The organism is Ruegeria sp. YS9 (assembly GCF_024628725.1).
Lineage (GTDB): Bacteria > Pseudomonadota > Alphaproteobacteria > Rhodobacterales > Rhodobacteraceae > Ruegeria > Ruegeria atlantica_C.
Window position 1 is genome coordinate 2,970,001 of record NZ_CP102409.1, and the last position, 24,344, is coordinate 2,994,344.

The 24,344-nt window shown below is 58.6% G+C and carries 21 protein-coding genes (1 of these 21 running past the window's edge); 9 read left to right on the forward strand and 12 right to left on the reverse strand.

From position 1 onward, the window contains the following. A protein-coding gene (locus tag NOR97_RS15040) for an SDR family oxidoreductase (RefSeq protein WP_257599633.1) crosses the window boundary here: on the reverse strand, window positions 1–739 show its 5' portion. It extends 107 nt beyond the left edge of the window; only the first 739 of its 846 coding nucleotides appear in the window; the start codon lies at window positions 737–739; the stop codon falls past the left edge of the window. Between the two features lie 88 nt (window positions 740–827). Between NOR97_RS15040 and NOR97_RS15045 the strand changes: the two genes are divergently transcribed. Beyond that, window positions 828–1,460: a class I SAM-dependent methyltransferase gene (locus NOR97_RS15045; protein ID WP_257599634.1), complete on the forward strand. Its 633-nt coding sequence runs from the start codon at window positions 828–830 to the stop codon at window positions 1,458–1,460. A 57-nt stretch (window positions 1,461–1,517) separates the two neighbouring features. Here the strand turns inward: NOR97_RS15045 and NOR97_RS15050 are convergent, their stop codons facing one another. Further along, window positions 1,518–2,273, reverse strand: a complete 756-nt coding sequence (locus NOR97_RS15050) for a class II aldolase and adducin N-terminal domain-containing protein (protein ID WP_257599635.1) — start codon at window positions 2,271–2,273, stop codon at window positions 1,518–1,520. Window positions 2,274–2,385: 112 nt separating this feature from the next. On the opposite strand from NOR97_RS15050, the gene NOR97_RS15055 reads away from it, so the two are divergent. The 5 genes from NOR97_RS15055 (at window position 2,386) to NOR97_RS15075 (ending at window position 7,883) form a co-directional block, all read left to right on the forward strand. Continuing rightward, window positions 2,386–3,255 (forward strand): LysR family transcriptional regulator, encoded by an 870-nt coding sequence (locus NOR97_RS15055; RefSeq protein WP_257599636.1) that lies wholly within the window; start codon window positions 2,386–2,388, stop codon window positions 3,253–3,255. Window positions 3,256–3,363: 108 nt separating this feature from the next. Further along, entirely contained in the window at window positions 3,364–5,166 is a 1,803-nt protein-coding gene (ade, locus tag NOR97_RS15060) for an adenine deaminase (RefSeq protein ID WP_257599637.1), read from the forward strand. Continuing rightward, window positions 5,163–6,626, forward strand: a complete 1,464-nt coding sequence (locus NOR97_RS15065) for an AMP nucleosidase (RefSeq protein ID WP_257599638.1) — start codon at window positions 5,163–5,165, stop codon at window positions 6,624–6,626. The genes ade and NOR97_RS15065 overlap by 4 nt, the downstream gene beginning before the upstream one ends. 130 nt (window positions 6,627–6,756) lie before the next feature. Beyond that, on the forward strand, window positions 6,757–7,044 hold the full coding sequence (locus tag NOR97_RS15070) for an HU family DNA-binding protein (protein WP_117871130.1): 288 nt from the start codon (window positions 6,757–6,759) through the stop codon (window positions 7,042–7,044). Window positions 7,045–7,469: 425 nt separating this feature from the next. Beyond that, on the forward strand, window positions 7,470–7,883 hold the full coding sequence (locus NOR97_RS15075; RefSeq protein WP_170345960.1) for a CHAP domain-containing protein: 414 nt from the start codon (window positions 7,470–7,472) through the stop codon (window positions 7,881–7,883). Between the two features lie 202 nt (window positions 7,884–8,085). Here NOR97_RS15075 and NOR97_RS15080 read toward each other — a convergent pair whose 3' ends face one another. Next, window positions 8,086–9,282, reverse strand: a complete 1,197-nt coding sequence (locus NOR97_RS15080) for a BCCT family transporter (protein WP_257600884.1) — start codon at window positions 9,280–9,282, stop codon at window positions 8,086–8,088. Window positions 9,283–9,464: 182 nt separating this feature from the next. Between NOR97_RS15080 and NOR97_RS15085 the strand changes: the two genes are divergently transcribed. Beyond that, window positions 9,465–10,352, forward strand: a complete 888-nt coding sequence (locus tag NOR97_RS15085; protein ID WP_257599639.1) for a DMT family transporter — start codon at window positions 9,465–9,467, stop codon at window positions 10,350–10,352. Here the strand turns inward: NOR97_RS15085 and NOR97_RS15090 are convergent. Continuing rightward, window positions 10,328–10,849 carry a glutathione peroxidase gene (locus tag NOR97_RS15090; RefSeq protein WP_257599640.1) on the reverse strand — a complete coding sequence of 174 codons (522 nt, stop codon included), beginning with the start codon at window positions 10,847–10,849 and terminating at the stop codon, window positions 10,328–10,330. The two genes, NOR97_RS15085 and NOR97_RS15090, sit on opposite strands and share 25 nt — an antisense overlap. A 145-nt stretch (window positions 10,850–10,994) precedes the next feature. On the opposite strand from NOR97_RS15090, the gene msrB reads away from it, so the two are divergent. Both msrB and msrA read left to right on the forward strand, forming a co-directional pair. Further along, entirely contained in the window at window positions 10,995–11,441 is a 447-nt protein-coding gene (msrB, locus tag NOR97_RS15095) for a peptide-methionine (R)-S-oxide reductase MsrB (RefSeq protein WP_170345953.1), read from the forward strand. Continuing rightward, on the forward strand, window positions 11,441–11,953 hold the full coding sequence (msrA, locus tag NOR97_RS15100) for a peptide-methionine (S)-S-oxide reductase MsrA (RefSeq protein WP_257599641.1): 513 nt from the start codon (window positions 11,441–11,443) through the stop codon (window positions 11,951–11,953). The genes msrB and msrA overlap by 1 nt, the downstream gene beginning before the upstream one ends. A gap of 39 nt (window positions 11,954–11,992) precedes the next feature. Here the strand turns inward: msrA and NOR97_RS15105 are convergent, their stop codons facing one another. From NOR97_RS15105 to NOR97_RS15140, 8 genes are all read right to left on the reverse strand, one after another. Then, complete coding sequence (locus tag NOR97_RS15105; protein WP_257599642.1) at window positions 11,993–13,996, reverse strand: hydantoinase/oxoprolinase family protein; 2,004 nt, start codon at window positions 13,994–13,996, stop codon at window positions 11,993–11,995. Between the two features lie 72 nt (window positions 13,997–14,068). Further along, window positions 14,069–15,106, reverse strand: a complete 1,038-nt coding sequence (gene queG, locus NOR97_RS15110) for a tRNA epoxyqueuosine(34) reductase QueG (RefSeq protein ID WP_257599643.1) — start codon at window positions 15,104–15,106, stop codon at window positions 14,069–14,071. 75 nt (window positions 15,107–15,181) lie between these two features. Continuing rightward, the gene (locus tag NOR97_RS15115; protein ID WP_170345944.1) at window positions 15,182–15,847 is read right to left on the reverse strand and encodes a glutathione S-transferase family protein; all 666 of its coding nucleotides are present in this window, start codon (window positions 15,845–15,847) and stop codon (window positions 15,182–15,184) included. A gap of 58 nt (window positions 15,848–15,905) precedes the next feature. Next, window positions 15,906–16,640 (reverse strand): monofunctional biosynthetic peptidoglycan transglycosylase, encoded by a 735-nt coding sequence (mtgA, locus tag NOR97_RS15120; protein ID WP_257599644.1) that lies wholly within the window; start codon window positions 16,638–16,640, stop codon window positions 15,906–15,908. Window positions 16,641–16,679: 39 nt separating this feature from the next. After that, window positions 16,680–17,594, reverse strand: coding sequence for a Hint domain-containing protein (locus NOR97_RS15125; protein WP_257599645.1), 915 nt, complete (start codon window positions 17,592–17,594; stop codon window positions 16,680–16,682). A 180-nt stretch (window positions 17,595–17,774) separates the two neighbouring features. Continuing rightward, window positions 17,775–22,307 (reverse strand): glutamate synthase large subunit, encoded by a 4,533-nt coding sequence (gene gltB / locus NOR97_RS15130; protein WP_257599647.1) that lies wholly within the window; start codon window positions 22,305–22,307, stop codon window positions 17,775–17,777. Continuing rightward, window positions 22,304–22,741, reverse strand: a complete 438-nt coding sequence (locus NOR97_RS15135; RefSeq protein ID WP_257599648.1) for a GFA family protein — start codon at window positions 22,739–22,741, stop codon at window positions 22,304–22,306. The genes gltB and NOR97_RS15135 overlap by 4 nt, the downstream gene beginning before the upstream one ends. A gap of 24 nt (window positions 22,742–22,765) precedes the next feature. Then, window positions 22,766–24,199 carry an NAD(P)-dependent oxidoreductase gene (locus NOR97_RS15140; RefSeq protein WP_257599649.1) on the reverse strand — a complete coding sequence of 478 codons (1,434 nt, stop codon included), beginning with the start codon at window positions 24,197–24,199 and terminating at the stop codon, window positions 22,766–22,768. Window positions 24,200–24,344: the final 145 nt, after the last annotated feature.

The following is a 24,344-nucleotide window of genomic DNA, read 5'->3' on the forward strand; positions in this document are numbered from 1 at the left end:
TGTAGAAACTGCGCGCCATCGGCGACAGATCGGCGTCGTCGAACCGGACCGCAGGAGGCAGGGGCAGACCCTGCAACTCGGCAGCATAGCCTATGACATCCTGCGGCGGGACCGGTTCGTCGTCACATACATTATAGACCCGTCCCGGATTCGGCTTCATCATCGAGGCTTCCAAGATCTGCGCGATGTCTTCCACATGAATGCGCGAAAACACCTGCCCCGGCTTGATAATGCGCCGCAATCCACCACGCTTGAGCTTGGAAAACGGACCGCGCCCCGGCCCATAGATACCCGCTAGACGGAAGATGTGAACAGGCAGGCCCGGAATGGCCGACCATTGCTCCTCGGCCAGCATACGCCATCTTCCGCGCTTGGCGGTCGGTGTGGGCGGCGTGTCCTCATCCACCCAACCACCCTGATGGTCGCCATAGACGGCCGTTGTCGACAAGTAGCCCACCCAATCGAACTGACTGGACCGCTTGGCAATTTCATCGCCCAGCGCCGCCAGCACAGGATCACCCGCTTCATCTGGCGCCGTCGAGATCAGCAAATGGGTCACCCCATCAAGGTTCAGTGCATCACCCGGCCAAATCAGCGGCTCGGCGCCAGAGGCCCGGATTGCACCCGTCCCTTCAAGGTCTCGCGTCGTGCCAAAAATTTTCCAGCCCTTAGGGGCAAGTTTTCGGGACAGGGCCTGGGCAGAATAGCCATGGCCGAATGAAAAGAGCGTCTTGGTCATGCCCCTTTGATGATCTGCGTCGTACCGGGATGCAAGCGCCGCATGGACGCACTTGAATCGAATCTTCGATTGCGCCTTTCTGTTGGCCATGAGCAAAAAAACACCTGACCTGCATTCGGCCTATGCGCTGAGTTCTCCGGACGAGAACAGACAGCTCTATGCGGAATGGGCGGGAGATTATGATGACAGTTTCGCCGCGCGCGAAGATTATCAGCTTCACACCCACACGGCACGGGCATTTGTCGGCGCGGGCGGTCAGGGGCCCGTTCTGGATGTCGGAGCAGGAACCGGCCTGTGCGGCGCGGTGCTGTCGGCGCTTGGCGTCGGACCCATTGATGCAACCGACATCAGCGCAGAGATGCTGGATCAGGCGATGCGCAAGGACATTTACCGGGACGCGATCGAGGCTGATCTGACACAGGGCATCCCCGTTCCGCGTCACAGATATTCCGGCATAGTTTCATCCGGCACTTTCACACATGGTCATTTGGGCCCCGAGGTGTTGCCCGAACTGTTACGCGTGGCGCGGCACGGGGCGCAGTTTGCCCTTTCGATCAATGCGCGCCATTACAAGGAACTGGGTTTTGCTGACGCTTTCCGCAAACTGGAACAGGATCAGATTCGCAACCTGACCCTGCCCGAAGTCCGCATATACGGAGATCTCGCGGCTGGCCCCAACAAGGATGACACCGCTTTGATCGCTTTGTTTGAACGGGTTTGAGTCCGGTTATTCGGATGCAATCAAACCCCCCGCTTCGACTAGGCGCATCGCTTTGCCTCAGGTCGCGTAGTCCGAATTTTCGGAATCAAGGATCGCTTTGATCTCACGCAGGTGCGCCTCGGCCTGATCGGGATAGGCATCCAGCTCTTGCGCTGTTTTCTCGGCAATCTCGTCGGATAATACGCGCAAGGGCAGCCCGGTCTGCAAGGCACGAATGTAGGTTTCGGCCGCGCGTTCGAAATAATACAGCCTGTTGAAGGTGTCGGCAGGGTCGCTGCCGATGACCAGAACACCGTGATTGCCCATGATCATGACCTTCTTCCTGGGATCGGACAGCATCCCGGCGCAGCGCTCACCCTCGCTTTCAAAGGCCAGACCTCCGAATTCTTCATCAACCACGTAACGGTTGAAAAAGGTCGCCGTGTTCTGATCGATCGGCGGCAATGAACTGTCGGCCAATGAGGCCAGAACGGTTGCAAAGATCGAATGCACATGCATGACGCAACGCGCATGCGGGCAGTGGCGGTGGATTGAGCCATGCAGCCCCCAGGCCGTCGGGTCCGGGGCACCGGGTTGTTCCATCACATGCGGGTCATTGGCATCCAGCAACAAAAGATCCGAGGCACGAATGCGCGCAAAGTGCACCTGATTGGGGTTCATCAGAAACTGCGTGCCGTCATCATTCACCGCCAGGCTGAAATGGTTGGCAACCGCCTCATGCATGTTCAGCCGGGCCGTCCAGCGGAAGGCGGCGGCCATATCCACGCGCTCGGACCAATGGTCGATATTGGGACGAAGACTGGTGAGGCTCATGCTCGGCTCCTTTCGCGGCTGGTCGTGGCCAAACCTGCATGGGGCCCGGCAGTTTGACCAACGAAAAAAACACGACTATCCCATTAGCTGAACTTATGTCGGGGTTATGTCGATGCAGAACTCGCTTCCTCCGCTGGGCTGGTTGCGCACTTTCGAAGCCGCCGCACGACATCTCTCGTTTACCGGCGCGGCACGAGACCTGAACATGACGCAAAGCGCCGTCAGCCAGCAGATCAAATCACTGGAGGGGCATCTGGGGCAGCCACTGTTTCTGCGCCGCCCCAAAGCTCTGGAACTGACCGAGGCCGGAATCACCTATCTGCCAGTTGTGCGAGAAGCCTTTCGGACACTGATGCGCGGAACCCGGGCGGTTACCGGCGCGCAACCAAACGCGGTTCAAGTGCAATGCAACATCAGCTTTGCCGTCAACTGGCTGGCCCCGCGCCTGCCGGCGTTTCGGGCGGAACATCCACATGTTCAATTGAACGTCTTCACCGAGCTTTGGGAACCGCGCGAAATGGCCGAAGGCGCAGCGGTCGAGATTCGGTTCTCGCTTCGTCCGTCGGATACGGTCCGAACCGAAATTCTGCACACCGAACACTATTATCCGGTCTGCGCTCCCGGATATCCGGTATGCCTGGAAAACCTTCAGGAACAGCCACTTTTCGACTGCTCCAACCTGCTGTCCAACTGGCCAAGTTGGGCGGAAGATCAGGGTCTGAATTGGGAAAATCCGCCGATAACCTACGCGACGACCTACCTGGTTTGCCTGTCAGCGGTCATGGCTGGCGGTGGTCTTTGCCTGGCACATGACACGATCGCCAGTCATCTGATCAAGCGCGGTCAGCTGGTCGCGCCGTTCAAGCACCGTGCGCGAATGCCCGAGTCCTACTATCTGCTGCTGTCCCCGCAGGCCGAGGACACACCCGGCGCCGTGGCCTTTGCCAACTGGGTGCGGCGTGAGATCGGGTCTGAGGTGTAATGGGAAACGCGCGCGCCAGAACCAAAAGACGTGCCCAACATGTACAAGGAATCCCCAAGACCGAAGAACCGGGGTTGCACCCGCTGACGCATTCGTGAAAGTTGAGCCATGGAATACACACCTTTCCCAAGCTGGCCCGATGTCGCCCCCAAATTGATCGCAGTTGCAGCCGGACGCGAGGCGGCGGACATGGTCATTCAGGGCGGAATCTGGGTGAACGTACACAGCCGCGAATTGTTGCCCGATCATTCTGTGGCGATTGCTGCCGGGCGCATAGCATTCGTCGGACCGGATGCCTCGCATTGCGTGGGGCCGGATACGGAAATCATCGATGCACAAGGGCGCTACATCGTGCCCGGCTTGTGTGATGCGCATATGCATATCGAATCCGGAATGCTCACCCCAGCCGAATTCGCCCGTGCCGTCATCCCGCATGGAACCACCAGCATGTTCACCGATCCGCATGAGATCGCCAATGTGCTGGGTCTGGACGGCGTGCGCATGATGCATGACGAAGCCATGATGCAACCGGTCAATATTTTCACCCAGATGCCATCCTGCGCGCCATCCGCACCGGGGTTGGAAACGACGGGCTATGAAATCACACCCGAAGACGTGGCCGAGGCAATGAACTGGCCGGGTATCATCGGGCTGGGCGAGATGATGAATTTCCCGGGCGTGATCCACTGCGACCCCAAGATGCTGGCCGAGATTGCAGCCACTCAACGGGCCGGGAAAACGGTCGGAGGGCACTATGCTTCGCCCGATTTAGGGCCTGATTTTGCGGCTTACGTCGCGGGTGGCCCGGCGGATGATCACGAAGGCACATGCGAGGCCGACGCCATTGCTCGGGTTCGGCAGGGGATGCGCTCGATGATGCGTCTGGGGTCGGCCTGGTATGATGTGGAAAGCCAGATTACGGCCGTGACAAAAAAAGGGCTGGATCCGCGCAACTTCATTCTGTGCACGGATGACTGTCATTCCGGCACATTGGTGAATGACGGGCATATGAACCGCGTCGTGCGCCATGCCATTGCTTGCGGATGTGACCCCCTGGTCGCGCTGCAAATGGCGACGATCAACACGGCAACGCATTTCGGGCTGGAACGCGAGATCGGTTCCGTCACTCCGGGGCGGCGGGCGGATATCATCCTCAGCTCGGATCTGACTGAGTTGCCGATTGAGATGGTGATGGCCCGCGGGCAGGTGGTCGCGGAAAACGGTTCTATCAAGGTGGACTGTCCACATCTGAACTGGCCCGAAAAATCACGCAACACCGTGCATCTGGGGCATGAACTGACGTCGGTCGATTTTGAGATCAAGGCACCGGAAGGGGCCAACAAAGTTCAGGCCAACGTCATCGGCGTGGTGGAAAACCAGGCCCCGACCAAGGCATTGAAGGCTGAATTGCCGATCATTGGCGGGCTGGTCGAGGGCGAAGGCGAAGTGTGCCAGATTGCGCTGGTCGAGCGGCACCAGGCCACCGGGGGCGTCACCAATGCTTTTGTTTCGGGCTTTGGCTATCAGGGAAAAATGGCCATGGCCTCGACCGTGGCGCATGACAGTCATCACATGATCGTCGTCGGTACGGACCGGGATCAGATGGCGCTGGCCGCCAACCGCCTGGCCGAAGTGGGCGGTGGCATCACCTTGTTCCGGGACGGGCAGGAACTGGCGCTGGTCGAGCTGCCCATCGCAGGCCTAATGTCCGACAGTCCTGCCGCCGAAGTCGCAGCCAAGGCCGACAGGATGGTGCAGGCGATGCAGGACTGCGGCTGTCATCTGAACAACGCGTACATGCAGCATTCATTGCTGGCGCTGGTCGTGATTCCCGAGCTTCGAATCTCGGATCTCGGGTTGGTCGACGTACGCACATTCGAAAAAATAGAACTTCTGGAACCATTGGCATGACCACACTCCTGACACCGCAAGCACCCGCGCCAGAACAGTTTACCGATCCCGCCGCCGCTGTTGCACGGCTCGAAGAGCTGTACGTGCAGGCCACCGATTTCCTGTGCGACAGCTTTGCGGACGCCATGGGAAATGGGGCGCCCGCCGCGCGATACAGAGCCTATTACCCGGAAATTCGCATCAAAACCTCGACCTATGCCCAAGTCGACAGCCGCCTGAGCTTTGGTCACGTGTCCGAACCCGGCGTTCACGCCACGACGGTGACACGCCCGGATTTGTTCAGATCCTACCTGACCCAACAGATCGCACTGTTGATCAAGAACCATGGCCAGCCAGTGACGATTGCGGCGTCGGACACACCGATTCCGGTGCATTTTGCCGTGGCAAACAATCCCGATCTTGTCGTGCCTCATCAGGGCGCGGCCGACTTCACCCTGCGCGATGTGTTTGATGTTCCGGACCTGACAACCACCAATGATGACATCGTCAATGGCGTGCATGAACATGATGATGCCGTTGGACCCTTGTCCCTTTTCACCGCCCAACGCGTGGATTATTCGCTTGCGAGGCTGGCACACTATACCGCAACTGACGCAGGTCACTTTCAGAACCACGTGTTGTTCACGAACTACCAGTTCTATGTCTCGGAATTCGAAAACTACGCCCGCGAGCAATTGGCGGATCCTGCCAGCGGCTATACCAGCTTTGTTTCAACCGGCAATGCCGAGATCACGGACCCCAAGGCACCTATCGAACAACCGCTGAAACTGCCGCAAATGCCGACCTACCACCTGAAGCGCGAAGATGGTTCGGGAATTACGTTGGTGAACATCGGTGTTGGCCCATCCAATGCAAAGACCGCCACCGACCATATTGCAGTTCTGCGCCCACACGCGTGGCTGATGGTTGGTCACTGCGCCGGGTTGCGCAATACGCAGGCATTGGGTGATTTCGTTCTGGCCCACGCCTATCTGCGCGAAGACAAGGTTCTGGATGACGATCTGCCGGTCTGGGTGCCGATCCCGCCTCTGGCCGAAGTACAGGTGGCGCTGGAACACGCCGTGGCCGAAGTGACCAAACTGGAAGGGTATGAGCTGAAGCGGATCATGCGGACGGGCACTGTGGCCTCGGTCGACAACCGAAACTGGGAATTGCGCGATCAGTCCGGTCCGGTCCAGCGACTCAGCCAATCCCGAGCAATCGCGCTGGATATGGAAAGTGCCACCATTGCCGCGAACGGCTATCGGTTCCGCGTTCCGTATGGCACTTTGCTGTGCGTTTCGGACAAACCCCTGCACGGGGAATTGAAGCTGCCGGGCATGGCGTCTTCGTTTTATACCACTCAGGTCAGCCGACATCTGGCCATCGGCATCAAGGCGATGGAACATCTGCGCGGCATGCCGTTGGAGCGTTTGCACAGTCGGAAATTGCGCTCCTTCGACGAAACGGCCTTCCTCTGACGCAAAAAAGCAACGTTTTCCCCATATTTTTAGGGGTTTCAGCGCTACTATTCGTTGTGTTTGGCCACAATATCCCGTTACAGTTACGCGGTGAGGCCCTATAGATCGGGCACGTTAAGGAGACCAAGAAATGGCAAAGCCTATGACAAAGACTCAGCTGGTTGCTGCTCTCGCTGAGGAAATGGGAACCGACAAGAAATCCGCGAACTCCGCGCTGGAGGCCATCACCGGCCTGATCACCCGCGAAGTTTCGGCCGGTGGCGCAGTGACCCTGCCCGGCGTCGGAAAAATCTACTGCCGCGAACGCCCCGAGCGTCAGGTTCGCAACCCGGCCACTGGTGAGACCTTCACCAAAGAAGCCGACAAGGTTGTGAAAATGACCATCGCCAAAGCGCTGAAAGACAGCGTGAACGGCTGATTTCAGCTTTTCCAGTCAACGATAAAGGGCCGCCTTCGGGGGGCCCTTTTTCTATCGTCTTGAATGTTTTGTGCCTGCGGGTTTTGAACCCGTTTCGCACAGCATGTGTCGGGCCGGAATTCGCCACCAAAGGGAAAATGCGCCTTCGAGGGCAGCCATTGACCTGAACCTGGGTCGGAGAACTGGCAAAATCTTGCCGTGGCGGTGGCGGGCCTCTTTTCAAGGCTTGTCCGATCATCTTACAACTTCGTCAATCTTCGAACCGGCAATGAAGCATCTTGCAAAACAGCGTCTGTAGAAAGAAAACGACTTGGCCGCGCTTGTCCGGCAGTGCCCGTTCCGCGATTGCGGTGGGTTTAATCACTCTTGTCTCTGCCTGTGCGCAAAACACCACCTATGAGAATCTCGATCCCGAACGTCAGTTGATGGCGCTGCAAGAGGTCTCGAAAAAGCGGGCCCGAGGGCAAAGAGTATGGTGCGTGCCCTACGCCCGAGACCTCAGCGGTATTGAAATTCGTGGCAATGCGAAGGACTGGTGGCGGAAGGCGCAGAAAGTGTTCGAGCGCGGCAAGGAACCGGTTGTTGGTGCGGTAATGTCGTTTCGGGCAACCCGCGGGATGCCCCTGGGCCATGTGGCTGTCGTATCCGATATCGTCTCCGATCGGGAAGTCATCGTGAATCATGCAAATTGGCACCGCAACAAGGTGTCGTTGCAAATGGGCGTCAAGGATGTCTCGAAAAACAATGACTGGACGTTGGTCCGGGTTGAAAGCCAACCGGGCCGTTACGGCAATTCCTACCCGGTAAACGGGTTCATCTATCCGGCGGTTGACGAGTAGCCTTGCCCAACCTCATTTCACGGACCGGTTGATCGCACCGCGGGCAACATTCCTTTTGATCGTATCGCAAAGGCAGCCGCCGCCCGGTTTGGGATGCCGCGTGGTTGAAAAGCCTGCAAATTGTTCGGAGCAGTGAGAGTGTGCGGTCAAAATAAAAACGGGCACCAAAGGCGCCCGTTTCTGTTCCGTGTCTCTGGTCCGGTCAGTGGACCGTTTCAACCTTGTGGAAGTCCAGATCACGGTCTTCTGGCATTGAATCGATACTCATCACCTCCTGGCGTTTGGTGATCAGGATATAGACGACGCAGGCCAGATACAGGCCAACCACGACCGCTCCGATCCACTGGATTTGCAGCCACTGGCTTTGGAACAGCAGGGTCAGGACAAACAGCAGCGCGACGTTGCCAGCCACATAGATCGCCTTTCCGAACCGCTCGACGGTCAGGTTCAGGTTGTCGGTGTACAGACGGATCAGCGAGTCCAATGAGTTGATCACGAACGTCACACCCACGATAACCATCGCAATGTTGGTGATGCCTGCGGTGCTGATGCCGTTCAGGTGGTAATAGTAAAGAACGGTGAACCAGATCCCCAGCGGGATGGACGGGAAGATCAACAGCGCGGCCAGCAACTGCCACGTGGTCAGACCACCCACGAAGCGCGACGTAAACTGTCCGATCATGATCGACCAAGCAAACCACCAGAACAGGTAGAACGCGTGATAGTCGGTCAATGGCAGGACGAACTTGTGCAGGTTGGCGAAATAGGCCCCGATATTGCTGCCGGTTTCCACGAACCCACTCACGCCCATGCCTGCGGCTGCCCACATGCCCAGAATCAGGGCAAGGAACAGAAAGGTCGAACCGACGGACAGGATGCGAACGTATTTCAGATCGGTCGAGGAATAGGCCGCCGCCAGAATGACGACAAACACGATGATGTAGAAGGTGGTGACGACGGATTCACCATCTCCGACCTCGGGCAGATAGCCGGGCAGGTAGATCAGGAACAGGCTGGCGGTGAAGGCGCAGGTGCCGATGATGACCACGTTGTTGATCAGCTTGACCAGCGGGATCTCAAAGAACCTCACGCGGGGTTCGATCACGCAGAAGTAGAAGGCGGTCAGGAAATAGAAGGCCCAGATCAGGAAACCCCAGAATCCAAACTCGATGGCCAGCGGGTTCGCGAAGGCGTAAGCCGGGTCTTCGGCATATCCACCAAATTCGGTAAGTGGGAACATGATCAGACCGACATCCAGACCGGATGTGAACAGGATCGCGATGAACGTGAACAGATGAACCGGTGTCACGCCGACACAGCGCAGGTTCCACCATTTCACGACGAAAAAAGCGACCAGGCCCAATGCCAGCAGGACGCCGAAAGATAGAATGTACTCCAGAAGCACCGACAAACCTCCCTTGATATGTCAGATCGTGCCGCCGATATCTTTAATTGGCTAGTCAATCAATATAAACATGCACAAGGTTTTTCTTGCATCACGCATGTGTCTTTTTTGACGCGCACCGCTTGCGACCGATCTCGAAATCAGGGACAGTCCGCGCGAAGTGACAGGGGGTCTCCATGGATCTGCGCGCCATAGCCATGGGGCTGACATTTGCCCTGATCTGGTCATCTGCCTTTACCTCGGCGCGGATCATCGTGGCGGATGCGTCCCCTCTGTTTTCGCTGGCCTTGAGGTTTCTGATCTCGGGTGTTCTGGGGGTCATGATTGCCCGCTCGATGGGGCAAAGCTGGCACCTGACCCGAAACCAATGGCGCGCAACGATCCTGTTCGGGATCTGCCAAAATGCCCTGTATTTGGGTCTGAATTTCTATGCAATGCAAACGGTCGAGGCATCGGTCGCGGCCATAATCGCATCCACCATGCCCTTGTTGGTGGCGCTGGCGGGGTGGTTGATTTTCGGCGAAAAGCTGCGGCCATTGGGTGTTTTGGGTCTGTTCGCCGGTTTCGCCGGAGTCGCCCTTATCATGAGCAGTCGGATCAGCGCGGGCGTTGATGTGTTCGGGGTCGCGCTTTGCGGTTTGGGTGCTCTTGCCTTGACCTTCGCAACCTTGGCCGTTCGCGGCGCAACGTCCGGCGGGAACTTCATGATGGTCGTCGGCCTGCAGATGCTGGTTGGTTCAGCCGCGCTGTTTGTGGCTGCTCCGGTCTTTGAAACCATCTACATCCACCCGACGTTGCCACTGGCGCTGGCCTTTACCTACACAACCCTTTTCCCCGGATTGCTGGCGACATTGATCTGGTTCCTGCTGTTGGACCGGATCGGAGCCGTTCGCGCTGCCACCTTCCACTTTTTGAACCCTGTGTTCGGGGTCACCATCGCGGCGATTCTGCTGGGCGAGAAGCTAGGCGCCATGGATGCGGTTGGCGTTGCCGTTACAACCCTTGGCATTCTTGCGGTTCAGCTTTCACGCCAGCCCGCTCAGGGCAGCAAAGCTTCGACCTGAGACAGCAGTTTGCGGGAATCGGGTTTTACATTTGACCCGAAGGTCGCCGCGACTTCACCCTCAGAATCGATCAGGATCTTGTTGAAGTTCCATTTGGGCGTGAACCCGGTCTGCGCGGCAACGGCCTTATAGAACGGGTGGGCCTCAGCCCCTTTGACCGGAGTGATATCCGTCATCGGCAGGGTTAGCCCATAGTTCATCTCGCAGAACTGTTTGACCTCACCTGCCGTTTCCAGCTCCTGATTGAACGAATCCGACGGCACCGCAAGAACGACCAGCCCTTTGCCGGAATAGACCTCATGTACCTTTTGCAGCGCCTTGTATTGCCCGGTAAACCCACATTGCGACGCGGTGTTGACCACCAGCACAGGTTGGCCGCGCCAATCTTCGATGGCCAATGTGCCTCCGTCGATCGAGTCGAACTCACCGGTCAGAGGCGCCGCCTGAACGGCGCGGCCCAGTAAGACCAGGGCAGTCAAAAGCAGCAATCTCATCATGTCTTGTCCTCCCTTTCATCCTGATACGCGCGTCTTTGTTGTTCAGATCACTTGCACGACTGCGAGAGCGGTTTGAAATATCGCTTTGCTTTCCTCCCCGCAGCCCCCAGATAATGGCGCAAACACTATTTCAGCCGGAGGATCCATGACTCGCTATACCAAAGACCCCACGGCCATTGCTGCGCTTTCGCCCGAAGAGTTTCATGTCACTCAGCGCAGTGGTACGGAACGTCCGGGCACCGGAAAATACCTGAACAACAAAGAACCGGGCATTTATGTGGACATCGTATCAGGTGAACCGCTGTTTGCCTCGACCCATAAATACGAATCCGGGTGCGGTTGGCCCAGTTTCACCAAGCCGATCGTGCACGAACATGTCGAAGAGTTCCGCGATACCACGCATGGCATGATCCGGACCGAGGTTCGCTCGAAACACGGAGACAGCCATCTGGGGCATGTCTTCCCGGACGGTCCGCGTGAACATGGTGGTTTGCGGTACTGCATAAACTCCGCCTCGCTTCGGTTCATTCATCGGGATGAGATGGAAGCCGAAGGTTATGGCGAATACCTGATTCATGTGGAGGATATCTGATGACCCAACAACGCGCTGTACTGGCCGGGGGCTGCTTCTGGGGGATGCAGGACCTGATCCGCAAACTGCCGGGCGTGTCGCGTACGCGTGTCGGCTATACCGGCGGTGACGTGCCCAACGCGACCTATCGCAATCACGGCACCCACGCGGAAGGGATCGAGATCTGGTTCGATCCGTCTCGGATCAGCTATCGCGACCTGCTGGAATTCTTCTTTCAGATCCATGACCCGACCACGGTCAACCGTCAGGGCAACGATATCGGCATGAGCTATCGATCCGCGATCTACTACGTGGATGACACCCAGAAACAGGTGGCCCTGGACACCATCGCCGACGTGAATGCCAGCGGCTTGTGGCCCGGAAAAGTCGTGACCGAGGTCGAACCTGTCGGAGAGTTCTGGGAAGCCGAGCCCGAGCATCAGGATTACTTGGAGCGGATCCCGAACGGCTATACCTGCCACTTCCCGCGTCAGGATTGGGTCCTGCCCAAACGCTCAAGCGCAGCAGAATAAAGTACCACCTGCCCGGCCCCTCTGAAGCTTTCAGGGGGGCTAGCCTGCGGCCACCCGTGGACGTCCGCTTGCCTCGACCGTGATCAGGGCCTCGACAAATACATCCTTTGCCTCGACTCGCGCGGTTTTGATGTCACGATCCACGATCACGCGAATGTCTTCTGCGCCGGCTTCTCGTACTGCGCCCTCTGCTTCGGACATCAAAACCTTTTCCAACAGGGCCAGGGCGTCCTCTGACGCGGCGAAGTCCTTCGGGCCATCCTCCAGATGCACACGATATCGCCCTTCCGCCGGGGACGTGACCGTGCCCGAGCGACGCAGGGTCAGCCGCCCCACGACAGCACCAATCGCATTTGCCACGCCCGCATGTTCCGGCAGGATCATTCGGCAATGCAGCCGTTCACCCACCGCAGGGTAATAGCTGGGGGCCGACGCCCCAAGGCCAACCACATCCACATTCAAAGCCGCGCTCAGCGACAGCAACCCACGGTGTTGTGCCAACCCGCGCTGTGTCAGCACATGACGCGCCAAGTCTTGCGAAGGCAGACCAAAACCAACCTGCTCTTCGTCAAAAGCAGCCTCTAACAAGGTCAAACTGGTCTGTTCCGTCAATTGATCCACGATCATCTGGGCCAGCGCTTCGGGAGAGTTTGCCAACATATCCCCTGACCCGACCCGTTTGCGCGCCATCAGTTCCAATGCCTTGCGCGCCGCATCGACATCCCAGGCACGAACCCTCCCCAACACGTGGCTGGCATCAGATGGCGTAACCCCGGACACCTGGATGATTCCGCGATCGACCAGGCGCGTCAGCGCCCCGTTCTCCATCCGCGACCGCAGCAAGGCGCTCAGGGGCAGAACGTGATCTCCCAGCCTCTCCAACAGGCTTTCTTCCCGCGCACCTACTCCTTCAGCATGGATGCCGGGCACGCGGCGGGCAAAGCGCGTATCATGCTCGCCCACGGTCGTGGCCCGCAATTGTTCATCCAGTACTGAATGCACAACGTCGGGTGCTTCTGATGCGATCAGCGAAACGGGCAACACGCGACGCGGGCCCAGGAAAACACCGCCCCGCAACCCTTCGGTCGCAACATGAACCTGACTGTCGCCGCCCAGACCGTGGGTTCGCATCGCCACGGCTTCGACCATGGTGCGAAACCCACCCACCTGCGCCCCGGCCGGGTCGATCGCGGGCTTTCCGTCCCGGATAAGCGCCACATCAGTGGTGGTTCCCCCGATGTCCGAGACCAGCGCATTCTCCGCTCCGGTAAGCCACCGCGCCCCGACGATAGAAGCCGCAGGCCCGCTGAGGATAGTCTCAATCGGCCGTTCCCGCGCCTGTTCCGCGCTCATCAGGGCGCCATCGCCGCGCACCACCATCATCGGTGCCGAAATCCCCAGCGCGTGCAGCTGATCCTGTGCACGCCCGATCAGGCGGTCGATCATCCCGATCAGCCGCGCATTCAGAACAGCCGTCACGGCGCGTTTCGGACCATTGAGCTTGGCGGACAAATGATGCGAGCAGGTCACCGGCGCCCCGGTTCTTTCCGAGATCATGCGCGCCGCTTCCAACTCATGCGCCGGGTTGCGGGTGGCGAACTGGGCAGCAACCGCAAAGCCGGAAATCCCCTTATGCGAATCCAAAAAGGCCTCAAGCGCTGCGATATCCAAGGCCGCAGCCTGCCCACCGGAATGGGTATGCCCACCGGCAATCACCAGGGCCGGATCGCCTTTCAACGCCTCTTTCAACCCGTGTTTTTCAAGATCACTGTCCTTGAACCCGATATAGATCAACGCGACACGGCCGCCCTGCCCCTCGACCAGAGCATTCGTGGCCAGCGTCGTCGACAATGACGCCATCGAGATCTGATCCGGCGTGACCTGCGCCTCTGCCAGCACAGACGAGATCGCCTTGCCCACACCAATCGCCAGATCCGCCCGGGTGGTCAGCGACTTGGCCGAGGCGATGACCTCTTTCTCATCCCTGATCAACACCGCGTCGGTATAGGTCCCGCCCGTATCTACCCCCAAAGACACCGTCATCGGGTCCTCCTCACTGTTCGCTGGGGATGGGTGTAGCGGTTATGCACGACACGTCCAGCCTGTTTGCGGCAATTATGACAGTTGTTCCACCGCCCAGCGCGCCGCGTCGGCCACGGTCTCGTCGGGGTCTTCCAACAGACGCTGAGCCACTGTTTTCAATTTCGACTGTCCCGAGTTTCCAATGGCATACAGAACGTTGCGCACGAACCGGTCCCGCCCGATACGTTTGATCGGCGAGCCCGAAAACTTTGCACGAAAAGCAGCATCGTCCAGCGCTGCCAGTTCTTCCAAACCGGGCGCTTTCAGATCGTCCCGGGCGGCATAGCGCATATCGCTCGCGGCGACGGCAAACTTGTTCCATGGACAGGCCGCCAGACAATCGTCGCAGCCATAGATCCGATTGCCCAACTTACCGCGCAGCTCATGGTCGACCGGGCCTTTATGTTCAATGGTCAGATAGGAAATGCACCGCCGTGCATCCAGTTGATACGGGGCCGGAAACGCATCGGTCGGGCAACTGTCCAGACAGGCGCGGCACGACCCGCAATGATCGATCTCTGAATTGTCTGCTGGCAGGTCCAGAGTAGAAAAAACAGACCCTATAAAGGCCCAATTTCCCCATTCGCGGCTTACAAGATTGGTATGCTTGCCCTGCCACCCCAGTCCGGCGGCATATCCCAGCGCCTTCTCGGGAACCGGCGCGGTATCGACAAATACCTTCACCTCGCCTCCGGCTTCGGCAATCAGCCATCGCGCCAACCGCTTCAGCCGCTTCTTGACCAGATCATGATAGTCCTTGTTCTGCGCATAGACCGAAATTGCACCACGATCCGGGTGTTTCAGAATCTCCGTCGGGTCATGTTCCGGCGTATAGCTTTCGGCCAACATGACCACCGATTGCGCCTCGGGCCAAAGGGCGGCAGGATCGCCACGCCAATGTGTGCGTTCGGCCATCCATCCCATTTGCCCGTGGTATCCGGCGTCCAGATATGCCCGCAAGCGTTTCGGTACCTGTGGAACATCCCAAGGGCGGCACACGCGACAGGCAACAAACCCCTCTGCCAAGGCTTGTTGCACCAGCTTTTCCTTAAGATCCGATCCGCTCTTCATCTGGCCAAAAATATCCTCGGGGGGAATCGCGCCCACGGCGCGATGGGGGGCAGACGGCCCCCCTTGCGCACCCTATCAGAAATCCAGATCAGCGTAATGGGGCGGCGGTCGGAAGCCTGGCACCTGATCCGCCAGAATTGACCGAAATGCCGGTCGAGACTTGATCTTGGCATACCAGTCCTTGACCACCTGACTGCGGTTCCAGTCCACGTCCGAGATGTAATCCAGCGAAGACAGATGCGCGGCGGCCGCGAAATCCGCCAATGTCATCTGATCCCCGGCCAACCAACGGCGGTGATCCAGCAGCCATGCCATGTAATCCAGATGGTACTTGATCGCCTTGGCACCTTGTTTGACATTCTTGCTGTCCGGATACCCCTGCCCTGTCACCTTTTTGTTCACTCGCTCATACAACAGCTTCGATGTTACCTCGTGGTGAAACTTGTCGTCAAACCATCCGACCAGCCGTCGCACTTCGAACCTGGCTTCGGGGTTTTTCGGCATCAAAGCTGGCTCAGGCCGGGTTTCTTCGATGTATTCGCAGATGGCCGCGCTTTCCGACATGATCTGGCCGTCCAGACGCAAAACGGGTACTTTTCCCGCCGGGTTGCGCCGCAGAAAGTCGGGATCCTGTTCCCAGTATCGCTCTTCTACCAGCTCAACCTCGATCTTCTTCTCCGCCAGCGACAGACGGACCTTGCGGCAATACGGAGAGAGGGGAACGTGAAACAGACGCGCCATGGACTTCCATTCGAACCAGTGAATACCCGACAGATTTACCCTTGGCAGATAGCGGGTTTCAATCCTCGAAACAATCCGCGCGACCATCTGCGCGGATGGTGGCCGCCCCATCGAGGATTGAAGCCGCCCGTCTGCGGGTGTGCGCAGTCGGGTCCGTGACCGACCGGTTGCGCGGGGACGGCAGGATTGCGGCAATCCGTGCCGCCTGAACCGAAGTCAGCTTTGCCGCGCTGGTGTTGAAATAGCGTTGCGCCGCAGCTTCGACCCCAAACACGCCATTTCCGGTTTCGGCGACATTCAGATACACCTCAAGAATACGCTGCTTGCTCCAGAATATCTCAACCAACGGCGTGATCGAGGTTTCCAAAGCCTTGCGCACCCAGCTGCGGCCCTGCCAGAGGAACACATTCTTCACCACCTGTTGCGTGATGGTCGACGCACCGCGACTTCCGCCATCCTCAAGCGCATCGCGAATGGCTTCAACGTCAAATCCCCAATGCAGACAGAAATTTGCGTCCTCAGCCGCCACAACCGATCTTGCCATGATCGGGGCCATATCCTCGATCGGCACCCATTCGCGTTCAACCTTTCCCAGCCGGCGCCATTCCGACCAGATGGTATGAGTCACGGGCGGGTTCACGACCGAATAAATCAGGACCAGACCAACGACGAGACACACGACTGCCATGGCCGCGCGCGCTACCCAGCGGCGAATCTGCCGCGCCACCGGTACTTTCTTTCTGGATGCCTTGCTTTTTTTACCGCCGGATTTGCGGGCTGCTTTCTTCGCCATGCCTCAGCTATACGACGCAGGGTTCCGGTTTGAAACGGCCTAAATCGCGAAAACACGCGCCTCGCGCGGATGAACGATCGGGCGCGCGGTTTTCAGCGACATCGGATCAAGCCCAGTCAATTCGGGAAACAAGTGCAGAACTTCGCTTTGCGTTTCACGATCCGAGGCCGACAACGCGTGTCCGGGATAATAGCTTTCGCTTTTCGCTCCGTTGGCGATGACGATCTCATGTTGTTTGAACAAGAGGTGGAAATATTCAACCTCACCGCCCTCGACCCGTGTCACCGTGTCATCGTTGACCAGGGTATGCGCCGGAACCAGAGCTTCGGTATGGCCGAACAGATAGGACGCCTGCCAGTCTTCGATCAGCATCCGGTGCTGCGGTGAAACCAGCAAGGGGCGATCCAGACCGAACACCCCCGCATCGAAACGGATTGGGGCCAGTTTGCCTTCGGCTGCGACGGTTGTAGACCCGATCCAGATCAAGGGTTGTGGTCCGTGATCCACCGTGATGACCAGATCACCAGCCTTCAAATCCTCAACCGCGCGCTCACCTTCCGGTGTCGCGATCATGGTCCCTGCCGTAAAACACGGCGGTCCCAGATTTCCGACATTCAGGGGGCCCGATGTATTGACAAAAGTGGTCGATACCAGCGTTCCAGGCTGAAGCACCTGGTTGTCTGTGGGGGTGAAAACCCGTGATCCATCGGCCAGGTAGAAAGTGGTTCCTGTATAGGTCACGTTCCCGACGCCTGACACGTTGATCGTAACAGTATCCCCCGGCCAGGAATTTGTTACGTCTTGTCCGTTGACCGTATCGCCACTGGGCGCGTCAATAAGATTGTCATCATTCACGTCAGTCAGGTTTAAACTGCTGACAGTGACGGCGGTTCCCCCTGGCGGTGGGTTTGCGGGATCAAAGGTGAAGAACTGATCGCGATATGTCGTTGGCATCCTGTTGCCCCTACTCTGTCACCATTGGAAACCGAAACAGGCCATGGCTATCACTACAAGGTGAAAAAAGCATGGCGAAATTCGGCAGAGCAGGCAAGAATCCCACTGAAACCGCTCAAAAGTCGGGGCCCCGCGTGCTGCAAATGGCACGCGGGGCCGGTTTTTTGATGGGATTTCGGGTTACTCCGCCGGAACTGCCGTGACTTCTTCGCTCAGCGGGTGGCTGAGCTTGTTCAGCATTTCCTTGGGACAAACCTGTAGGAAGTTGCCCTTTTCCACATCCCAATGCTGGAGAATATCCGCGGCCTTGCGGCTGTAAGTCTCCTCGGCGTGACGCATGATCAGGGCTTTCAACTGATCCACCCAATGGTCCACGGTGACGGGGCAGGTCACAAGCGTTTCCTTGTTCATCAACGCTTCGGCCTTGCCTTCGGGATCATAAAGATATGCCATGCCACCGGTCATCCCGGCACCGAAGTTGGCCCCGATGTCGCCAAGAATCACGGCCACACCACCGGTCATGTACTCACAGCCGTTCGAGCCGCACCCTTCAACCACAACTTTGGCGCCCGAGTTGCGCACGGCAAACCGTTCACCCGCGCGGCCAGCCGCGAACAGATGGCCGTCAGTTGCACCATAGAGAACCGTGTTGCCGATGATCGTGTTTTCATCTGCCTTCAGCGGACTGACCTGCGGCGGGCGCACAACGATCGTACCGCCAGACAGACCCTTGCCGACATAGTCATTGGCATCCCCCGACACTTCCAGCTTGAGGCCCGGAGCCGCGAAAGCACCCAGGGATTGGCCGGCCGAACCCTGAAGTTTCACGTGCAGGTGGTCATCCTGGAACGTGTTCCGCATGCCGAAATTCTGTACAATGTGGCTGGAAACACGGGTTCCGACGGTGCGGTGCGTGTTCTGGATGGCATATGACAACTGCATCTTCTCGCCATCCTTCAGGAACCGCGCCGCATCGCGCACGATCTCGGCATCCAGCGTATCAGGCACGGCATTCCTGTCCCTGTCACGATTGTACACGATATTATGGGCACCATCGACGGTGATCAGCAAAGGGTTGAGATCCAGATCATCCAAATGTGCCGAACCCCGGCTGACCTGCGCCAGCAGGTCGGCCCGACCGATGATTTCATCCACGGAACGCGCGCCAAGGCTGGCCAGCAGCTCGCGCACTTCCTGCGCGTAGAAGGTGATCAGGTTCACCACCTTGTCCGCGTTGCCGGTGAACTTCGCGCGCAGGGATTCATCCTGCGTGCAAACGCCGACGGGGCAGGTGTTCGACTGGCACTGACGCACCATGATACAGCCCATGGCGATCAGTGCGGCGGTGCCGATGCCGTATTCCTCGGCCCCCATCATCGCCGCCATGACGATGTCGCGCCCGGTGCGCAGGCCGCCATCGGTGCGCAGTGTCACCCGGTCGCGCAGGTTGTTCATCGCCAGAACCTGATGCGCCTCGGTCAGACCCATCTCCCATGGCAGACCGGCATATTTGATGCTGGTCGCAGGTGATGCGCCGGTACCGCCATTGTGACCCGAAATCAGGATGATGTCGGCCTTGGCCTTGGCCACGCCGGCGGCGATCGTGCCAACGCCCGAGGACGCCACCAGTTTCACCGTCACCTTGCAGCGCGGGTTGATCTGTTTCAGGTCATAGATCAGCTGCGCCAGATCCTCGATCGAGTAGATGTCGTGATGCGGCGGCGGAGAAATCAGCGTCACGCCCTTGGTCGAGTGCCGCAGACGCGCGATCAGGTCGGTGACCTTCATGCCCGGCAGCTGGCCGCCCTCGCCCGGTTTCGCACCTTGGGCTACCTTGATTTCCAGCTCTTCGCACTGGTTGAGGTATTCAGCGGTCACACCGAACCGGCCCGAGGCCACCTGCTTGATCTTGGCCGAGGGGTTGTCGCCATTGGGTTCGGGCACGAAATGGGCCGGGTCCTCGCCACCCTCGCCGCTGTCGGACTTCGCACCGATCCGGTTCATCGCCACGTTCAGCGTCTTGTGCGCCTCGGGGCTGAGCGCGCCCAGCGACATGCCCGGCGTGACGAACCGCTTGCGGATCGAGGTGATCGATTCCACCTCTTCGATCGGCACCGGCTTGCCCAACGGTTTGAAATCCATCAGGTCGCGCAGATGGATCGGCGGGTTCGATTGCATCTTGGCCGAATACTGCTTCCACAGCTCATAGGACGCCTTGTTGCAGGCCATCTGCAACATGTGCATCGAGGTCGCTTGCCACGCGTGGGTCTCGCCCGTTGCGCGGGCCTTGTAGAAACCACCGATGGGCAGAACGTCCAGACCACTGTTCCAGCCCTTGGCATGGATTTCTTCGGCCTTTGCCTGAATGCCGGTGACGCCGATGCCGGAAATCCGGCTGGTCATGCCTGGGAAATACTCTGCCACCATCGCGCGGCTCAGTCCAACAGCCTCGAAGTTCAGGCCACCGCGATAAGACGAGATCACCGAGATCCCCATCTTGGCCATGATCTTCAGCAGGCCCTGGTCGATGGCCTCGCGATAGCGGGCAACATTTTCGGTCAGGGTGCCATCCAGCAACCCGCGTTCGATCCGGTCGGCCAGCGAGTCTTCGGCCAGATAGGCGTTCACAACGGTCGCGCCACAGCCGATCAGAACCGCAAAGTAATGCGGATCGACACATTCAGCCGAGCGTACGTTCAAGGAACAGAACGTCCGCAGGCCCTGACGGGTCAGGTGCGAGTGCACTGCGCTGGTGGCAAGGATCATCGGCATCGCCACACGATCTTCACCCGAGTTCATGTCGGTCAGCACCAGATGCCCTGCGCCAGACCGTACCGCCTCTTCAGCTTCGGCTCTGACACGGGCCAAAGCAGCGCTCAGCGCGCCTTGACCGGGCTCAAAGCTGCAATCGATCTCGGCCAGCGGAGCATTGAGGTTTCCAACCAGTTCATCCCATTGTGCGTTTCCGACAAAGGGGCTTTCCAGAACGATGATCTCGGTCTGGCTGCTGTCCTCATCCAGCACGTTCTTCAGGTTCCCGAACCGGGTTTTCAAGGACATGACGCGGTATTCGCGCAAACTGTCGATCGGCGGATTGGTGACCTGGCTGAAATTCTGCCGGAAGAAATGGCTGAGCGGGCGATATTGCTTGGAAAGAACCGCCGAGGGCGTATCGTCACCCATGGACGCCAGCGCTTCTTTGCCATCTTCAGCCATGGGCGCAAGAATCTGCTCCAGCTCTTCGACTGAATAGCCTGCCGCGATCTGGCGCTTGCGCAGATCTTCACCCGAAAAAATCGGCTTTTCGGTCACGCCTGCCAACGCCTCGTCCAGATCGTTGATCTTGCCGACCCATTCGCCAAACGGCAATGCGCTCGCCAGCTTGTCCTTGATCTGCTTGTCGCGGTACAGCTTGCCCTTTTTCATATCGACGGCCAGCATCTGACCGGGGCCCAGCGCGCCTTTTTCGGTCACTGTGGACTCATCAATCGGCACCATGCCGGCCTCGGATCCTGCAATGACAAGACCATCGCCAGTCACGACGTAACGCATCGGACGCAGGCCGTTACGGTCCAGCCCGGCGCAGACCCAGCGGCCATCCGTCATGGCCAGTGCGGCAGGGCCGTCCCACGGCTCCATCACCGAGTTGCAGTAGGAATACATATCGCGCCACGCCTGCGGCAGTTCCACCGCCTGCTTGGACCAACTTTCCGGAACCAGCATGGTTTTCGCCATCGGGGCCGAGCGGCCCGCGCGCACCAGAACCTCAAAAACCGAGTCCAATGCTGCCGAATCCGACGAACCTCCGGCGATGATCGGTTTGATATCCTCGGCATAATCCCCAAACGTCGAGGACGCCATGCGGATCTCGTGGCTTTTCATCCAGTTGATGTTGCCTTTCAGCGTGTTGATCTCACCATTATGCGCCAGCATGCGGAAGGGCTGCGCCAGCCACCATTGCGGGAAAGTGTTGGTGGAATAGCGCTGGTGATAGATGGCGAAGGCGGATTCAAACCGTTCGTCCATCAGATCCGGATAAAAGACGGCAACCTGCTCGGCCAGCATCATGCCCTTGTAGATGATCGAACGGCAGGACAGCGACGCCAGGTACAGCCCGGAAATACCGGCAGCCGAGGCGGCCTTTTCAATACGGCGACGAATGACATAGAGCTCGCGCTCGAAGGTTTCTTCGTCCACGCCCTTGGAATTCGAGATCAGGATCTGCTCGATCTCGGGCCGGGTGGCGTTGGCTTTTTCACCCAGGCAGGTGACATCGACCGGCACATGACGCCAGCCGTAGATGTAATAGCCCATGCGCAGAACTTCGGTTTCCACGATGGTCCGACACTGTTCCTGTGCGCCAAAGTCGGTGCGCGGCAGGAAAACCTGACCAACGGCGATCAGTTCATCCAACTTGGGCTCGTGGCCTGTGCGCCTGATCTGATCGTAGAAAAACGACACCGGAATCTGCACGTGAATGCCCGCGCCATCGCCGGTCTTGCCGTCCGCATCAACCGCGCCGCGGTGCCAGATCGCCTTGAGTGCGTCGATACCGGCGTCCACAACCTTGCGCGACGCTTTCCCGTCCACGGACACAACGAGACCTACGCCACAGGAAGAATGCTCTTCCTCCTCGGAGTAGAGACCATTTTCAGCCATCCATTTGCGCTTGGCTTCTTCGGCCCGCACCCAATCGGCATCATATTTGGTCATTGGCTGTCTCCTTCGTCAGAGGGGGCATACATGGCTTCGACCTCGGCTTTGGTCATCTGCCGGCGTTCGCCTGCGAACACGTAGCCCTGGGGCTTTTTGTCGATGTAAAGTTCAAGTTTCAGCGGATTGCCTGCGGCGTTGTCGAACAGGCCGGCCGCCATTTGCGTCTGGCCGTGCATCTCGCCCGGAAGCGTGATCCGATACCAAAGCGCCGAGCCACAATCGGCGCAAAAGGCGCGCTCGGCCCAGTCAGAGGAAGTGAAGGTTTTGACCGGGCCAAGCGCGGCATAGCCTTCTTCGGCCTGAAACGTCACAAGCATGGAACTGGTCCAGCGGCGGCATTGGTCGCAATGGCACGCCCCAAGCGCATCCCGCGCCGGAGTTGCCGTCACCGTGACCGCGCCACACATGCATTGGCCTTGCAATTCAGGCATTTCAAACCCTCCTGGTCGCCGGGATTATTCAGCCGCAACGGCAGATTTTGCATTGAAGCGTTCGATGATCGCATCAGCGCAGTCACGACCGTCCCGGATCGCCCAGACCACCAGCGAGGCACCGCGCACGATGTCACCGATTGCATAGACTCCGTCCATTTCGGTCTCGCCGGTTTGGAACGCCGCCTTGATCGTACCCCAGCGGGTGACCGGCAGGTCGGGTTGTCCAAACAGCGTGGGCAGGTCTTCAGGTTCGAATCCAAGCGCCTTGATCACAAGATCGGCTTCTTCGACATAGTCCGCGCCCTCGATGACTTCGGGGGCCTGACGACCGGACGCGTCTGGCTGTCCCAGGCGCATCTTCTGAACGATAACACCCTTGACCGTGTCTTCACCCGTGAACCCTTTGGGTGCGCTGAGCCATTCGAAGATCACACCTTCTTCTTCGGCGTTCTGGGTTTCGCGCTGTGATCCCGGCATGTTGGCCCGGTCCCGGCGATACAGACATTTGACAGAAGTCGCGCCCTGGCGGATCGAAGTGCGGACGCAATCCATCGCGGTGTCACCGCCGCCAATCACGACAACTTTCTTGCCGTCGGCGTTCAAGCGACCGTTGTCGAATTCTTCGACCTCGTCGCCAAAGCTCTTTCGGTTCGAGGCCGTCAGGAAGTCGATTGCCTTCTCGATCCCGGCCAGACCGCTGCCCGGCATTGCCAGGTCGCGCGACTTGTAGACACCGGTCGCAATGATAACGGCATCATGCCTGGCCCTGATTTCCTGGAACTTGGCCGCGTCCACGTCGCAGTTCAGAACAAACTCGACCCCACCATCTGCCAGCAGGTCATTGCGGCGCTGAACAACGTCTTTTTCCAGCTTGAAACCCGGAATGCCATACATCAGCAGACCACCGGCCCGGTCATAACGGTCGTATACCGTGACCTGGATACCAGCCTGGCGCAGCATATCCGCGGCGGCCAATCCACCGGGGCCTGCACCAATGATACCCACGCTTTCAGCGCGCTCGGCTGATGGAGCGACCGGCTGGACCCAGCCTTTTTCCCATGCGGTATCCGTTATGTATTTCTCGATCGAACCAATCGTGACCGTTCCATGGCCCGACTGTTCGATCACGCAGTTGCCCTCGCACAGGCGGTCCTGTGGACAGATGCGCCCGCAGATCTCGGGGAAGGTATTGGTGGCCTGGCTTACCTGATAGGCTTCTTCCAGACGTCCGGTCGCAGTCAGGCGCAACCAGTCGGGAATATTGTTGTGCAACGGGCAATGCGACTGGCAGTAAGGAACACCGCATTGGCTGCACCGACTCGCCTGTTCGGCTGCTTTTTCAGCGGCGAACTCGGAATAGATCTCGTCAAAGTCGTCCTTGCGGTCATTGGCAGCACGCTTTTCCGGCATGACGCGGTCGATCTGCACAAATTTCAGCATCGGTTGCTTGGCCACGGGTCAGACTCCATGAATTGGCTAGGTTCCGTTTCTTTACGGGATGAGCTTTTGGATGAAAAGTCAATTGCACTGACCTAAATTGAAAAAATGCAGCGCGTCTTTAAGAAAAAGGGAAAATAATTGGAAATTTTAGATCCGCTTC

Coding starts and splice junctions, on each gene's coding strand:
- NOR97_RS15045 (WP_257599634.1), top strand. CDS start 828: ATGAGCAAAAAAACACCTGACCTGCATTCGGCCTATGCGCTGAGTTCT.
- NOR97_RS15085 (WP_257599639.1), top strand. CDS start 9,465: ATGGATCTGCGCGCCATAGCCATGGGGCTGACATTTGCCCTGATCTGG.
- NOR97_RS15055 (WP_257599636.1), top strand. CDS start 2,386: ATGCAGAACTCGCTTCCTCCGCTGGGCTGGTTGCGCACTTTCGAAGCC.
- queG (WP_257599643.1), bottom strand. CDS start 15,106: ATGAAGAGCGGATCGGATCTTAAGGAAAAGCTGGTGCAACAAGCCTTG.
- NOR97_RS15070 (WP_117871130.1), top strand. CDS start 6,757: ATGGCAAAGCCTATGACAAAGACTCAGCTGGTTGCTGCTCTCGCTGAG.
- NOR97_RS15135 (WP_257599648.1), bottom strand. CDS start 22,741: ATGCCTGAATTGCAAGGCCAATGCATGTGTGGCGCGGTCACGGTGACG.
- gltB (WP_257599647.1), bottom strand. CDS start 22,307: ATGACCAAATATGATGCCGATTGGGTGCGGGCCGAAGAAGCCAAGCGC.
- NOR97_RS15075 (WP_170345960.1), top strand. CDS start 7,470: ATGGCGCTGCAAGAGGTCTCGAAAAAGCGGGCCCGAGGGCAAAGAGTA.
- NOR97_RS15125 (WP_257599645.1), bottom strand. CDS start 17,594: ATGCCAACGACATATCGCGATCAGTTCTTCACCTTTGATCCCGCAAAC.
- msrA (WP_257599641.1), top strand. CDS start 11,441: ATGACCCAACAACGCGCTGTACTGGCCGGGGGCTGCTTCTGGGGGATG.
- msrB (WP_170345953.1), top strand. CDS start 10,995: ATGACTCGCTATACCAAAGACCCCACGGCCATTGCTGCGCTTTCGCCC.
- NOR97_RS15105 (WP_257599642.1), bottom strand. CDS start 13,996: ATGACGGTGTCTTTGGGGGTAGATACGGGCGGGACCTATACCGACGCG.
- NOR97_RS15065 (WP_257599638.1), top strand. CDS start 5,163: ATGACCACACTCCTGACACCGCAAGCACCCGCGCCAGAACAGTTTACC.
- NOR97_RS15090 (WP_257599640.1), bottom strand. CDS start 10,849: ATGATGAGATTGCTGCTTTTGACTGCCCTGGTCTTACTGGGCCGCGCC.
- mtgA (WP_257599644.1), bottom strand. CDS start 16,640: ATGGCGAAGAAAGCAGCCCGCAAATCCGGCGGTAAAAAAAGCAAGGCA.
- NOR97_RS15115 (WP_170345944.1), bottom strand. CDS start 15,847: ATGGCGCGTCTGTTTCACGTTCCCCTCTCTCCGTATTGCCGCAAGGTC.
- ade (WP_257599637.1), top strand. CDS start 3,364: ATGGAATACACACCTTTCCCAAGCTGGCCCGATGTCGCCCCCAAATTG.
- NOR97_RS15050 (WP_257599635.1), bottom strand. CDS start 2,273: ATGAGCCTCACCAGTCTTCGTCCCAATATCGACCATTGGTCCGAGCGC.